At 60.7% G+C, this 13,363-nt stretch carries 11 protein-coding genes and 1 tRNA gene; 8 read left to right on the top strand and 4 right to left on the bottom strand.

What is annotated here, in order from left to right; translation table 11 throughout:
- Positions 1-53 precede the first annotated feature (53 nt).
- From cmk to DV706_RS16555, 5 genes are all read left to right on the top strand, one after another.
- Positions 54-629 carry a (d)CMP kinase gene (gene cmk, locus DV706_RS16575; RefSeq protein ID WP_006067787.1) on the top strand — a complete coding sequence of 192 codons (576 nt, stop codon included), beginning with the start codon at positions 54-56 and terminating at the stop codon, positions 627-629.
- Between the two features lie 5 nt (positions 630-634).
- The gene (locus DV706_RS16570; RefSeq protein ID WP_006067788.1) at positions 635-1,555 is read left to right on the top strand and encodes an RNA-guided pseudouridylation complex pseudouridine synthase subunit Cbf5; all 921 of its coding nucleotides are present in this window, start codon (positions 635-637) and stop codon (positions 1,553-1,555) included.
- A 174-nt stretch (positions 1,556-1,729) separates the two neighbouring features.
- A tRNA-Pro gene (locus DV706_RS16565) sits at positions 1,730-1,800 on the top strand.
- A gap of 431 nt (positions 1,801-2,231) precedes the next feature.
- The gene (locus tag DV706_RS16560) at positions 2,232-3,047 is read left to right on the top strand and encodes an Nmad3 family putative nucleotide modification protein (RefSeq protein WP_006067789.1); all 816 of its coding nucleotides are present in this window, start codon (positions 2,232-2,234) and stop codon (positions 3,045-3,047) included.
- A gap of 103 nt (positions 3,048-3,150) precedes the next feature.
- Entirely contained in the window at positions 3,151-3,687 is a 537-nt protein-coding gene (locus DV706_RS16555) for an acyltransferase (protein WP_006067790.1), read from the top strand.
- Between the two features lie 142 nt (positions 3,688-3,829).
- Here the strand turns inward: DV706_RS16555 and DV706_RS16550 are convergent, their stop codons facing one another.
- Both DV706_RS16550 and rocF read right to left on the bottom strand, forming a co-directional pair.
- Positions 3,830-4,984 (bottom strand): NAD(P)/FAD-dependent oxidoreductase, encoded by a 1,155-nt coding sequence (locus DV706_RS16550; protein WP_006067791.1) that lies wholly within the window; start codon positions 4,982-4,984, stop codon positions 3,830-3,832.
- A gap of 116 nt (positions 4,985-5,100) precedes the next feature.
- Entirely contained in the window at positions 5,101-6,021 is a 921-nt protein-coding gene (rocF, locus tag DV706_RS16545; RefSeq protein ID WP_006067792.1) for an arginase, read from the bottom strand.
- An 86-nt stretch (positions 6,022-6,107) separates the two neighbouring features.
- On the opposite strand from rocF, the gene DV706_RS16540 reads away from it, so the two are divergent.
- The 3 genes from DV706_RS16540 to DV706_RS16530 all read left to right on the top strand — a co-directional run bounded on the left by DV706_RS16540 (position 6,108) and on the right by DV706_RS16530 (position 8,630).
- Positions 6,108-6,788, top strand: a complete 681-nt coding sequence (locus DV706_RS16540) for a metal-dependent transcriptional regulator (RefSeq protein ID WP_006067793.1) — start codon at positions 6,108-6,110, stop codon at positions 6,786-6,788.
- Between the two features lie 153 nt (positions 6,789-6,941).
- Positions 6,942-7,874: a ZIP family metal transporter gene (locus DV706_RS16535; protein WP_006067794.1), complete on the top strand. Its 933-nt coding sequence runs from the start codon at positions 6,942-6,944 to the stop codon at positions 7,872-7,874.
- Positions 7,875-8,096: 222 nt separating this feature from the next.
- Positions 8,097-8,630 carry an Rrf2 family transcriptional regulator gene (locus tag DV706_RS16530; RefSeq protein WP_006067795.1) on the top strand — a complete coding sequence of 178 codons (534 nt, stop codon included), beginning with the start codon at positions 8,097-8,099 and terminating at the stop codon, positions 8,628-8,630.
- 289 nt (positions 8,631-8,919) lie between these two features.
- On the opposite strand, the gene gyrA is transcribed toward DV706_RS16530, so the two are convergent.
- Complete coding sequence (gene gyrA, locus DV706_RS16525) at positions 8,920-11,394, bottom strand: DNA gyrase subunit A (protein ID WP_006067796.1); 2,475 nt, start codon at positions 11,392-11,394, stop codon at positions 8,920-8,922.
- A gap of 17 nt (positions 11,395-11,411) precedes the next feature.
- Positions 11,412-13,334, bottom strand: coding sequence for a DNA topoisomerase (ATP-hydrolyzing) subunit B (gene gyrB / locus DV706_RS16520; RefSeq protein ID WP_006067797.1), 1,923 nt, complete (start codon positions 13,332-13,334; stop codon positions 11,412-11,414).
- Between the last annotated feature and the right edge of the window lie 29 nt (positions 13,335-13,363).

Here is a 13,363-nt window from a genome sequence, read left to right as displayed (position 1 = left end):
TCGTCCGTCGACCGATTCAAAACCCATTTTACCGGCCGCCGCGCAGTTCGAATATGTTACTCACCGTCTCCGGCCCGCCGGGCAGCGGGAAGAGCACCACTGCGGAGTTGCTCGCCGACGCGTTTGATCTCGATCATATCAGCGGCGGTGACATTTTCCGAGAACTGGCCGATGAACGGGGCTATACGCCGCTCGAGTTCAACAAACTGGCCGAAGAAAACGACCAGATCGATCGCGATCTCGATCGGCGCCTTCGACGGATCGCCGTCGAGCAAGACGATCTCGTCCTCGAGTCCCGGCTGGCTGGCTGGCTGGCCGGCGAGCAGGCGGATTTCCGCTTCTGGCTCGACTCCCCACCACGGGTTCGTGGCGAGCGGATCGCCGAGCGCGAAGGGAAAGACCCCAAGCGAGCGACCGAGGAGACGCAGGCCCGCGAAGCCAGCGAGGCGAAACGCTATCAGGAGTACTACGGAATCGATATTCAGGATCTGACGATCTACGATCTCTCGGTGAATACAGCTCGCTGGGAGCCCGATGCCGTCCTCGATATGCTCGTGACCGCCGTTGGAGAGTACGGCGCAGATGGTGACGAAGGACAGACCAACGTTCCGATCACATACGAGTTCTGACTCCGATGGCTAACCACTCTCGTCTCCGTGGTCCACCCGACGAACGGACGCCCGCCGAACTGCTTACCTTCGGTGTCGTCAACCTCGATAAGCCACCTGGCCCATCCTCGCATCAGGTTAGTGGCTGGCTGCGAGATGCCGTTGTCGACACGCTCTCCGAGCGCGGCGCTGACGTCTCGATCGATCAGGCAGCCCACGCAGGCACACTCGATCCGAAGGTCACCGGCTGTCTCCCCGTGATGCTCGGCGAGGCGACCCGGCTCGCGCAGGTCTTTCTCGAGGGTCCCAAAGAGTACGTGGCGGTCCTCGAGTGTCACGCACCGGTTCCGGTCGATGCCGAATCCGTCATCGCCGAGTTCGAAGGGCCGATTTACCAGAAGCCGCCGCGAAAAAGTGCAGTCTCGCGTCGTCTACGCGTGCGTGAGATGTACGACCTCGAGGTTCTCGAAACTGACGACCGACAGATCCTGCTGCGGATTCGGTGTGAGAGTGGCACCTACGTCCGCAAACTCTGCCACGACCTGGGGCTCGCACTCGGCACCGGCGGCCATATGGGACATCTCCGACGGACGGCGACCACGCCGTTCGACGACACTGATCTCCACAGCGCCTCCGAGTTCCTCGACGCGCTCGCGTTCTGGCTCGAGGACGACGACCCCGAACCACTCTACGAGGTCGTCGATCCGGCCGAACGGATCCTCGAGGACATCCCACGCGTTACGATCGCCGAGAACGCCGCCCGCGAGGTCGCAAACGGAGCCCCAGTGTACGCGCCGGGCGTCCTCGGGATCGACGACGGCGTCGCCACTGGCGACCTGCTCGCCTGTCATACGCCGAACGGGGCTGCGGTCTGTCTCGGAACGCTGGTCGGTGATCCGAAGGCCGACCAGGGGACTGTGGTCTCACTCGAGCGCGTTTTGGTCTGAGACGGTCTGCTCTGTCACTGTCCTTTCGCCTGCAGGACGGTCGCCGACACACCGGCACTGACGGATTGGAGCCCGTCTGAATCGAGCAACGGGATCGCATTCGATACGCGATATCGTCACGCACTCACTGTGAAACGACACGCTTAAACAGCAGACAGCCGTCGGATGAAACACGGGACCGTGGGGTAGTGGTATCCTCTGCGGATGGGGTCCGTAGGACCCGAGTTCAATTCTCGGCGGTCCCATATTTTGCGTCGCAAAGTTGGGAGTACGAGGTGCCGCGAAGCGGTACCTCGGCAGTCCCACTCAATATTATCTAGATGTTCAACTCCTGGGGTTTCAACCCTCTGAGCCTGCCGAAAATCCAATTCTCGCTTTCGGCATAATTCAACCTTCTCAACAGGTTCTCCAGGGGTGGTCTGCGTGACGATCTCGCTCCGATCGTCGACCGCTGACTCGAGCTGTCGGCACGGTGGTGTCGACGGCGATGCGCTCGAGGCCGAGGCCAAGTTCGGTACAAGCATCACTGTATTGGTTACTCACGAAACAGTCCCCAGCCACGAACCTCTCTGAACGAAACCGGTGCCGGGTTGAACAGTACCGACACAGCGACAGTGGGAGCACCGGCCTCCACCGATCGGCGGTTTTAGGTTCCAGCCACGCCGACCACCGAGCAATGACGGTCGTTCTCGCTGGTGTCGGTGCCGACAGCACGAACCTCGGGGCACTTGCCCCACTGTACGATGATGGGCGCTTCGAGTACGTGCCGATCCCTGAGAAGGCACACGCAACAGACGAAACCGCAACCCTCGGCTCGTGGGACCTGCGTGCAAGCGAGGGTACCGCAGCGTCGCTCACAAACCGAATCACACCCCAGCCGATCGGCGATGCCGACAGAACTGTCGCCGGTGACGAACTCGAGTCCTGGCCACTCCATCGCGATCCGAACTTTGAGGCCCTGACCTACGGCGAACACCGAACCAGCGGCTACGTCTCGAGGCTTCGGGCGCTCGAGCCGGGCGATGTCGTCGGCTTCTATGCTGGCCTGCGCCGTCCCGATGGCGACCGCGCCCATCGCTATCTGATCGGCTACATGACCGTCGATCGCGTCGACGTCGTCACACCCGAGATGCCCCAAGCCGAGCGCGAAGCGATCCTCGAGGCCCACCCCGAGAACGCCCACACGAAACGTGCCAGCGATGGCGAGTGCTATCTGGGCAAACCGGTCGTGCTCATCGACGGCCGCGAGCCCGGCGGGCTGTTCGATCGGTATCCGATCCAACTCTCGGAGTACTACGTCAAGTCGGGCAACGAACGCGCACAGTACTATCTGCGCGAGGAGATCGCAAACGCGTGGGACGTTCGTGCCGGCGGTGAGAACATGATGTACAAACCGGCCTATCGCTGTGCAGTCTCGAGCGATGCCTTTCGACAGCAGGTCGGACGCTGTCGAGAGCGGACGGCAGATGACGCAGTGATCGAGTCGGCATAGACTGGCTGTCAGAGAGTCGTGTGTGAAGATGTCTGCCCTCGACTCGTGCTCTCGCGCGTTGACATGGTCGGTTTCATGTAGTGATAGGTCGTATTCCTCGACAGTGACTGACGAGAACACATCCCGTCACGACCGCATTCGCCGGCATCCGACACCAGGGCCGGGCAACTCGTTGTCCGGGTGGCCGACCGCTCGTAGTCCCGCTCGAGTCGCGATTTCGTATCTCGTCATCTGGCTTGTCCGGATCTCGCCGAGTCTCCGGCTCAAGCGCTGGCTGTTGCGTCAGCTGGGCGTCACTGTTGGACCTGGGGTTTCGTGGGGACTCGAGGCCACGCCGGACGTCTTCTGGCCGGAACTGATCACGATCGAAGCGGAGGCGCTGGTCGGCTACGACGCGACGATTCTCTGTCACGAGTTTCTGCAAGACGAGTATCGGACGGGCGAGGTTCGGATCGGAGAGCGGGCGATGATCGGTGCCGGGGCGATCGTTCTGCCGGGCGTCGAAATCGGTGCCGATGCACGCGTCGCGGCGAACTCACTCGTGACACGTGACGTCCCGCCGAATACGACTGTTGCGGGTGTCCCAGCCGAGCCGATGGGGACAGACGACACTGACGAGGAGCCGCAATCGGAGTCATAAGCGCACGACGAGCGCCAGCCCGGAGAAAGCGAGCGCTCGGCATGAGCAGTTAGAAAAGCAAGATAGAAACGATGCTTCTCGAGAAGACGCGTCGAAAACGCGTTCTGCTCGAGCAATCGGAGCTGGTGGGGACGTCGCGAAACTACAGCGACGGCCAGGACTTGCGGGCTTCGTTCCAGGACGTGATGTCTGCGATCCAGCGGGCGGCGATCGCCTTTTTGAGGTTCTTCGCAGCGAAGCCACCGAAGGTATCGACGGGCAACATATCGACGTCGTGGGCGATTGCCTTGTCACCGACGGAGACGACGGTCCCTTTGTCGTCGTGTTCCCAGGTCTTGAGCGGGCGGTTTTCGATGGCTCGAGAGATGTTCTCGCCAGCGACTTCTGCGGCCTGCCAGGCGGCCTGTGCGGTCGGCGGCGCAGGCTGGTCGCCCTGGTCGATGATTGCCGAGTCGCCGATTGCGAAGACGCGTTCGTTGGAGGTCTGGAAGTTGGCCTTCGTGTTGACGCGGTTGTGTTCTTTCTCGAGGTCGACATCGTCGAACGCATCACGACCCGTAATTCCGCCGGTCCAGACGAGCACGTCGTGTTCGAGCGGTTCGCCCTCGTCGAACTCGATGACGTCCTCGGTGGCTTCGGTGATCGGATCGTCCGTATGGATCCGGACGCCAGCGTCCTCGAGCAGATCGCGCAGGGCCTGCTGGCACTCTGGGTCGTTCCCGGGGAAGATCTCGTCAAGTGCTTCGACGAGGTGGATTTCGATCGGTGCACGGTGGTTGTCGCGGAACTCCGCGATCTCACCGGCAGTCTGGATACCCGAGAGCCCAGCGCCGCCGATGACGACCTGCGCGGGCTCGCCGCGGGTGGCGTCCTGGCTGGCCTGCTTGACGGCGTCGTGAATCTCGAGCGCGTCGTCGAGACTTTTGAGCGTCAGCGAGTGTTCCTCGAGGCCGGGGATACCGTAGTAGGCGGTCTGGCTGCCGAGGCCGACGAGGACGTAATCGTACTCGACGTCATCGGAGTCGGCCAGTTCGACAACCTGTTCGTCGACGTCGAGACCGGTGACCTCGTCCTGAATAAAGCGAGTCGATGGGTCCGCGATCTGATCGATCGGGAACGTGATATCAGAGCGGACGCTTGGGTCACGGATCACGCGGTGTGATTCGTGAAGAACCAGGTGATAATCGACGTCCGCAATCCATGTGAGTCGTACGCTGCCTCCAAGCTCCGACTGGAGTTTATTGATCGCACCGGCACCAGCATAGCCAGCTCCGAGCACGACGACGTTCTCAGTCATACCTAGCAAATAGATACACTACGATACAAAGGTGTTGGAACACGAACCAATGAGTGGTATGTTCACAGTTAACATACTTCTAGCGGGTCTGTTCCGTGACGAGCAAGTGAGTCGGGTTACAGAATCCGCTTTCCGAACGTGCTTGCCGCGAGTTCGGCCGCGAGCGTCGCTGTCTCGTTACCCTCATCGAGGATCGGGTTCACTTCGACGACATCCATCGACCGGAGAATACCGCCACTCTCATGTCGCCGAGAGACGGTCTCGAGGGCGGCGTGAGCTTCCCGGTAGGTGACACCGCCGCGAACTGGTGTCCCAACACCGGGTGCTGTTTTGGGGTCGAGCCAGTCGAGGTCGAGACTTACGTGAACGCCGTCGGTGTCGGTGGTCGCAACATCCAACGCAGTCTCGACGACCGACGTCATTCCCTGTTCGTCGATATCGGCCATCGTGAAAGCAGTCATCTCACTGTCCCGGAGGAGTTTGCGTTCGCGATCGTCGATACTCCGAAGGCCGACGTATGCGATCGATCCTTCCCGGACACGCGGTGCGGTGGCCCACGCTTGGTCCTCGAACGTCCCACGGCCAAGCGTCGCCGCAAGCGGCATCCCGTGGACGTTTCCGCTAGGTGAGGTTTCTGGTGTATTGAGATCTGCGTGGGCATCGAACCAGATCGCGCCGAGATCGGCGTCTCTGGACGAGCCCTGCATCGAGCCGATCGCAACCGAGTGATCACCACCCAGAACGAGCGGAAACTCGCCGTCTGCAAGGGTCTGTTCGACGCGGTCGGCCAGCCGTGTACAGACGTCTTCGACCTCCCGGAGAAATTTTGCGTTCCCCCGGCTCGGCTGCTTGGCATCCGGATCGCGCTCCTCTGCCCGTGGGATCGAAAGATCACCCGAATCGGTTGGATCAACACCTGCACGCGACAAGCCATCGGCAAGTCCTGCATATCGGATCGCCGACGGTCCCATATCGACGCCTCGACGATCAGCGCCGTAGTCCATCGGTGCACCGATAATTCTGATACTCTGTCCCATGCGTGTGCTATGACGCGACATGGTTTGATCGTGGCGATCGAGCGAGCGACAGATTTAGGCTTAGATAGGACTAAAAATCCGATACGATGATGCTGAGCGACGTGATGGAAGATTATCTCAAGGCGATCTACCAGCTCCAGCGTGAGACCGACGAACGGATCAAAACGTCGGCCATCGCAGAAGAGCTAGACGTCACGTCGCCGACTGTCACCAGTATGCTCGATAAACTCGAGGACCGTGGACTTGTCGACCGCGAAAAGTACCGCGGCGTCACGTTGACCGACGAGGGTGAAACGGTCGCCCTCGAGGTGATCCGACATCACCGACTGCTCGAGGCCTATCTGACGGAACATCTCGACTACGACTGGGCGGAAGTCCACGAGGAAGCGGACCGACTCGAACACCACATCAGCGAGAACTTCGAGGCCCGCGTGGCGGACGCGCTCGACCAGCCGACGGTCGACCCCCACGGCTCGCCGATCCCCAGCGCCGACCTCGAGCCACCGGAACGGCCAGACGGAGCCTCCGTCACCGAGTTTGCAGAGGGAGATATCGTGGTCGTCGAGGAAGTCGCTGATCACGATGCCGAGGTGCTCTCGTATCTCGCAGAGCACGGCGTCGAGCCGGGGGTCGAACTCGAGATCGTGGAGGTCGCTCCCTTCGGGATGGTTACCGCCCGCTCGAGCGGCCACGACGACACCGTTTCGTTGCCCGAATCTGTCGCACATCATGTTCGTGTGGCTGCGCCGGCAGAAGTCGAACAATAACGGTAGTTCGGACAGATCTGTTCAGGAAATCCGTGAGCTGCTGCGTTTAGAGTCAGTCTAACTGCCGACCATTGGAAAAGCTATAAGTTTAGATGGCTCTAATCATTTGTCAATGATGACTCGATATTTCGGTACTGGTACGGAGGAGCCCTCATGACAGCACGATCGATCAACGATCTCCCGCGATGGGTGCTGGCTGTTGGCCCAGTGGTAGTTCTCGCAGTCGTGTTCGGACTCCTGTATTTCACGTCGCCGTTCAGCGGCCTCGGTTCAGCTGACGAGGCGAGCACCGCCGAAATTGTCTGGATGGTGACGGTCATCGGTGCGATTGCAGGCATCATTCCAGTTGCGATCGGGATGCTCTGGTTTCCCTTTATCCGGAATCTCGAGCCGAAGTATCTCCATGCGTTTATGGCGCTTGCGGCCGGTGTGCTTGCGTTTATTGCCGTCGAGATGACCGAAGAGATCATTGAGTACGGCGCCGAGGTCGACGGCGCGCTCACTGCAGGAACAGTCGCTGTCGTCGGTGTCGGGGGGACGTTTGCTGTGATGTATGCCGCCAGCAAGTGGCGACAGCACAAAATGTCGAGCCAGGACAAAAGTGGGCTCCACATTGCCTACCTCGTCGCGCTCGCGTTGGGACTGCATAGCATTGGTGAGGGGCTCGGGATCGGTGTCGCCTACGTCCAAGGGGATGCGACGCTCGTGATGTTGCTCGTGTTGGCGTTCGTCATGCACAACGTGATGGAAGGGCCGACTGTCGTCGCGGCAGTCGCCCGCGATAGGGACCAGCCACCACTTCGACATTTCGCTGCGATGGGCATTATCGCTGGCGGACCCGTTATCCTCGGCGGCTGGATCGGCAGCTTCGCAAACTCGCCACTGCTTGCCGTTCTCTTCTATGCGATCGCTGTCGGTGCGATTATCCAGGTGCTCATCGAGGTCGCCGAACTCATCCGTTTTGATGCCGAAGCCGTCCTGAGTCGGACGAACACGGCAACGTTCGTCGGCGGCTTCGTTCTCATGTTCTTCCTCGAGGACGTCCTCACCGACCTCGTCCTCGAGGGCTGGCTCGTTCCAGTCTGAGGCTGCCGAGATGGTGACAGCAGTTCTCACACGTCTATCGATCACCGTGTGGTAACAGACGGTATCAGCAAACAGTCTCCTAGAGCGACGCAAACAGACACCAACTCACAGACCGCTCCCGAAGCAAAACGCCTTACTATAGGCGGCTCAAAGATCAAAATCCTAGCGAAACAACCTGACTCACCCGTCGGGTTTAAGGAAATCAACTACGAATATCCCAGTATGTCATCCATCGAACTCACCCCCAGCCAGAAGAAAATCCTCCGGGCACTAACGAATCTTCACAAGGAATCGGAATCCGCGATCAAAGGTGAGGATATCGCCGAACAGGTCGACCGGAACCCCGGCACGATCCGAAACCAGATGCAGAGTCTCAAGGCCCTGCAGTTGGTCGAAGGCGTACCAGGCCCGAAAGGAGGATATAAACCAACCGCAGCAGCGTACGAGGCGCTCGAAATCCAGCAGATGGATGATCCAGCCTCCGTCCCACTCGAGCACGAAGGCCAGCCTGTAGACGACGTCATCGTCGAGGAAATCGACCTCTCGAGTGTTCACCACCCCGAACTCTGCCGTGCTGAGATCCACATCCAGGGAGCGATGGGTGAGATCCACGAGGATGACTCGGTCATCGTCGGACCGACACCACTCTCGAAACTCGTTATCGAAGGGCGTGTCGACGGGAAAGACGACACGAACAATATTCTGATCCTTCGGATCGAGGACATGGTCGCGCCTGCCGAAGAACCAGCACACTGAACGCGCGTTCGGCGCTGGCAGTTCGTCTCGTCTCCGTTCTTATCGACAACTGCTCCTATTGGACAGCCCGGCGTGGAGTCGGTCACACACTCGAGGTCATCGTCCACCGGACACATTTGCAGCCAACTTCGTACTGACTGTGAGTCACGTCCGCCAGCGGTCTGGCGACACCGTTCACCCCACCGCCAACACATCTGGTATCGACTCTCGAGTCAGTTCGAGCTCGCGCACGATCCGATCCCTCTGCTGGTGTCGACTGCGACGCGAAAAAAGGAACGCGGCGCCGTGGTCAGTTCTCGTCGGTGTCGACCGTCGTGACAGCCGGAATCTCGTCGACGCTTGCGACCGCGTCGCCTGCCTCGACATCCATGACGATCACGCCCATCGTATTTCGTCCGACCGTCGAGATGTCGTCGACGCGCGTGCGGACGATCTGGCCGCGCTCGCTCATCATCACGAGTTCGTCGTCGTCGGCAACAGCTTTGACAGCCGTCACCGGCCCGTTTCGGTCGCCCGTTTTGATGTCGATCAGGCCCTTACCGTAGCGTGATTGGGTGCGATACGCCGAGAGGCGAGTGCGTTTGCCGTAGCCGTTTTGAGTGACGGTCAACAGCGCCCGCTCGTCGTCTTCGTCGGTCGCAACCAGTCCGGCGACCGCGTCGCCGTCCTCGAGTTTGATCCCGTTGACACCGCGGGCGTTGCGCCCCATCGAGCGAACTTCACTCTCGTCGAAGCGGATCGTCATCCCGCCTTCGGTTGCGATAACCAGATCCTGCGAGCCGTCGGTGACTTCGACGTCGACGAGTTCGTCACCGTCCTCGAGGTCGGCCGCGATGATCCCGGTCGAACGGATGTTGTCGAACTCCGAACCGGCGGTTCGTTTGACGTAGCCGTTCCGGGTGGCCATCGTCACGAACTCGCCGTCGCCGAAGGCGTCAGTGTCGACGATGGCCGTAATATCCTCGTCGGTGTCGAGGTCGAGGATATTGACTGCCGATTTCCCGCGTGCCGTCCGGCCCATCTCGGGAATCTCGTAGGTCTTGAGCTGGTAGACTTTGCCCTGATTGGTAAAGCACAGCAGGTAGTCATGGGTGTTCGCGCGGAACACCGTCGTGACGCGGTCGCCGTCTTTGACGTCCGCGCCGATGATTCCCTTGCCGCCCCGACCCTGCGGGCTGAACTGGTCGATCGGCATCCGCTTGACGTAGTCGTCTTCGGTCATGACGACGAACACCTCTTCTTCCGGAATGAGGTCCTCGTGAGTGACCGTCCCCTGGTCCTCGATGATCGAGGTCCGGCGGTCGTCGCCGTACTCGGCTTTGATCTCACGGAGTTCGTCTTTGATGACCGCGAGCAGCTCCTGCTCGCTTTCGAGAATCGATGTCAGGCGCTCGATCTCGGCCTGGACGTCCTCGTACTCGTCTTCGATCTCGGCCGTCTCCATCGACGTGAGACTGCCCAGTTGCATCCGGACGATGTGCTCTGCCTGGGCTTGGGAGAACGAATACGCCTCCTGCAGGGCGGCTTTCGCGGCCGACCGATCCTCGCTGTTGCGGATCAGTTCGACGACGTCGTCGGCGTTCTCGACGGCCGTCAGTCGACCCTCGAGGATGTGGGCTCTGTCTTCTGCTTCCTCGAGGTCGTACTCACTGCGTCGGCGGACGACTTCACGGCGGTGGGTGACGTACTCCTCTAAGGTTTCTCGCAGCGAGAGCACCTGCGGCTGGCCGTCGACCAGCGCGAGGTTGATCACGCCGAACGTCTTCTCGAGATGGTTCTCGAGCAGTTTGTTTTTGACGACCTCGACGTTCGCACCGCGTTTGCACTCGACGACGATGCGGACGCCGTCGCGGTCGGACTCGTCACGCAGGTCCGAGATCCCCTCGATCTCGCCGTCGTTGACGTTTTCGGCGATCCGCTCGACCATCCGGGCCTTGTTGGCCTGGTAGGGGAGTTCGGTGATGACGATTCGCTCGCGGCCGTTTTTCCACTCCTCGACTTCGAACTCGGCACGCACGCGGATGCGCCCGCGACCGGTCTTGTACGCCGAGTAGATGGCGTCGCGACCGACGATGTTCGCGCCCGTCGGGAAGTCGGGGCCTTTGACGTGCTCCATCAGATCCTCGACCGTCGCGTCAGGGTTGTCGATGAGTTCGATCGTCGCGTCGATCACCTCACAGAGGTTGTGCGGCGGGATGTTCGTGCTCATCCCGACGGCGATTCCCGAGGAGCCGTTCACGAGGAGATTCGGAAACGCCGCCGGCAGGACGTCGGGTTCCTGTAGGCGGTCGTCGTAGTTCGCCGAGAAGTCGACCGTGTCCTTGGCGATGTCCTCGAGCAGTTCCTCGGAGACGGCGGCCATCCGTGCCTCAGTGTATCGGGGCGCGGCGGCCGGGTCACCGTCCATCGAGCCGAAGTTCCCCTGCCCGTCGACGAGCGGATAGCGCATCGAGAAATCCTGAGCCATCCGGACGAGCGTGTCATAGATTGCGCTGTCGCCGTGAGGGTGGTAGTCACCCATCGTCTCCCCGACGATCGAGGAGGACTTGCGGTGGCTGCTACCGGAAGAGACGCCCATCTCGTGCATCGCATACAGGATACGCCGGTGGACGGGTTTGAGGCCGTCCCGGACGTCCGGAAGGGCACGCCCCGCGATGACGGACATCGCGTAGTCGATATACGACTGCTCCATCTCATCTTCGATGCGGACGTTTTCGATCGCCCGTGCCTCTACGTCAGTCGGTTCGGGTACGTCTGAACTCATATATTACCTCACCACAGTTAGATGTCGATCCATTCGGCTTCGGGCGCGTGTTCTTTGATGAACTGCTTGCGTGGCTCGACGGCGTCGCCCATCAGCACGGAGAACATCTTGTCCGCCGCGGCGGCGTCCTCGATCGTGATCTGTTTGAGAATACGGTTTTCCGGGTTCATCGTCGTCTCCCAGAGCTGTTCGGGGTTCATCTCCCCGAGCCCCTTGAAGCGCTGGACCTGCGTCGGATTGCCGTCGCATTTCTCTTCGACGATCTCGTCGCGTTCAGCGTCGGTCATCGCATCGTACGTCTCGCCCCGGTAGCGGATGCGGTACAGCGGCGGCTGGGTTGCATAAACGTAGCCACCCTCCAGCAGCGGGCGCATATGCCGGTAGAAGAACGTCAGCATGAGCGTCCGGATGTGTGCGCCGTCGACGTCGGCGTCCGTCGCCATGATGATCTTCTTATACCGGACGTCGTCGACATCGAACTCGTCGCCGATTCCCGCACCGATCGCGGTGATCATGTTCCGGATCTCGTCGTTCTCGAGAATCCGATCGAGTCGGTGTTTCTCGACGTTCAAGATCTTCCCTTTGATCGGAAGCACGGCCTGGAACTCGGGGTTTCGGGCCTGTTTTGCGCTGCCGCCTGCGGAGTCACCCTCCGCGATGAACAGTTCGGCCTTCTCGGGGTCTTTGGTCTGACAGTCGGCGAGTTTGCCGGGCAACGAGGTCGAATCGAGAGCGGATTTACGGCGGGTTAGCTCTTCGGCTTTCTGGGCGGCCTTGCGCGCTTTGGCAGCCTCGACAGCCTTCGTGATGATCGCTTCTGCGGTGTCGGGATGCTCTTCGAAGTAGGTGCCGAGTCCTTCGTGCATCGCGCTTTCGACGATCCCTCGAACCTCGGAGTTGCCGAGTTTCGTCTTCGTCTGCCCTTCGAACTGCGGGTCGGGGTGTTTGATCGAGATGACTGCAGTGAGTCCCTCGCGAATGTCTTCGCCTTTGAGGTTCTCGTCGAGATCGTTCAGTAGATCGTTCTCGCCGGCGTAATCGTTGACACAGCGTGTGAGCGCGGTTTTGAAGCCGGTGAGGTGGGTGCCACCCTCGCGCGTGTTGATGTTGTTTGCGAAGGCATGAATCGAGCCCTGTAGCTCCTCGGTGGCCTGCATCGCCACCTCGACTTCGATGTTCTGGTCGTCGTCCTCGAAGTAGATAATGTCCTCGTGCATCGCCGAGCGCGTCTCGTTGAGATACTCGACGAACTCGCGGATGCCGCCCTGGTACTCGTAGGTTTCCTTGGCCGGGCCGTCCTCGTCGCGTTCATCACGCAACGTGATGCGAACGCCCGAGTTGAGGAAGGCAAGTTCGCGAAGCCGATTCGAGAGCGTCGAGAAGGCGAAGTCGTCGCCCTCGAAGATGTCGGTGTCGGGCCAGAACCGAATCGCCGTGCCTGTCCCCTCATCCGGGTCCATATCGCGGACCCGTTCCATATCGCCGACGGGTTCGCCCGCCTCGAAAGCGTGTTCGAAGACGCCGCCGTCGCGTTTGACCTCGACCTCGAGTCGACTCGAGAGGGCGTTGACGACCGAGACGCCGACGCCGTGGAGGCCACCGGAGACCTGGTAGGACTTGTTGTCGAACTTCCCGCCAGCGTGGAGAACAGTGAGAATCACCTCGAGGGCCGGCCGATCGTACTCGTCGTGTGTATCGACGGGGATACCACGGCCGTCGTCTGCGACGCTCACAGAGCCGTCGTCGTGGATGGAGACGGTAATGTCGTCACAGTGACCTGCCAGTGCCTCGTCAATCGAGTTGTCCACCACTTCATAGACGAGATGGTGGAGCCCTCGAGAATCGGTAGAGCCGATGTACATTGCCGGTCGCTTTCGCACAGCCTCCAGGCCTTCTAAGACCTGAATCTGTCCGGCGCCGTACTCGCTTTCCTGGGACATGTAAAACCTGCTTTCGGGTAGTGGTCCCC

It is taken from the genome of Natronorubrum bangense (assembly GCF_004799645.1).
Classification (GTDB): domain Archaea; phylum Halobacteriota; class Halobacteria; order Halobacteriales; family Natrialbaceae; genus Natronorubrum; species Natronorubrum bangense.
This window is presented reverse-complemented; position numbering and strand designations above follow the sequence as displayed.

Bases quoted from the DNA above. Each gene is read 5' to 3' on its own strand.
- gyrA (WP_006067796.1), bottom strand. From the start codon at position 11,394: ATGAGTTCAGACGTACCCGAACCGACTGACGTAGAGGCACGGGCGATC.
- gyrB (WP_006067797.1), bottom strand. From the start codon at position 13,334: ATGTCCCAGGAAAGCGAGTACGGCGCCGGACAGATTCAGGTCTTAGAA.
- DV706_RS16530 (WP_006067795.1), top strand. From the start codon at position 8,097: ATGTCATCCATCGAACTCACCCCCAGCCAGAAGAAAATCCTCCGGGCA.
- DV706_RS16550 (WP_006067791.1), bottom strand. From the start codon at position 4,984: ATGACTGAGAACGTCGTCGTGCTCGGAGCTGGCTATGCTGGTGCCGGT.
- rocF (WP_006067792.1), bottom strand. From the start codon at position 6,021: ATGGGACAGAGTATCAGAATTATCGGTGCACCGATGGACTACGGCGCT.
- cmk (WP_006067787.1), top strand. From the start codon at position 54: ATGTTACTCACCGTCTCCGGCCCGCCGGGCAGCGGGAAGAGCACCACT.
- DV706_RS16560 (WP_006067789.1), top strand. From the start codon at position 2,232: ATGACGGTCGTTCTCGCTGGTGTCGGTGCCGACAGCACGAACCTCGGG.
- DV706_RS16570 (WP_006067788.1), top strand. From the start codon at position 635: ATGGCTAACCACTCTCGTCTCCGTGGTCCACCCGACGAACGGACGCCC.
- DV706_RS16540 (WP_006067793.1), top strand. From the start codon at position 6,108: ATGATGCTGAGCGACGTGATGGAAGATTATCTCAAGGCGATCTACCAG.
- DV706_RS16535 (WP_006067794.1), top strand. From the start codon at position 6,942: ATGACAGCACGATCGATCAACGATCTCCCGCGATGGGTGCTGGCTGTT.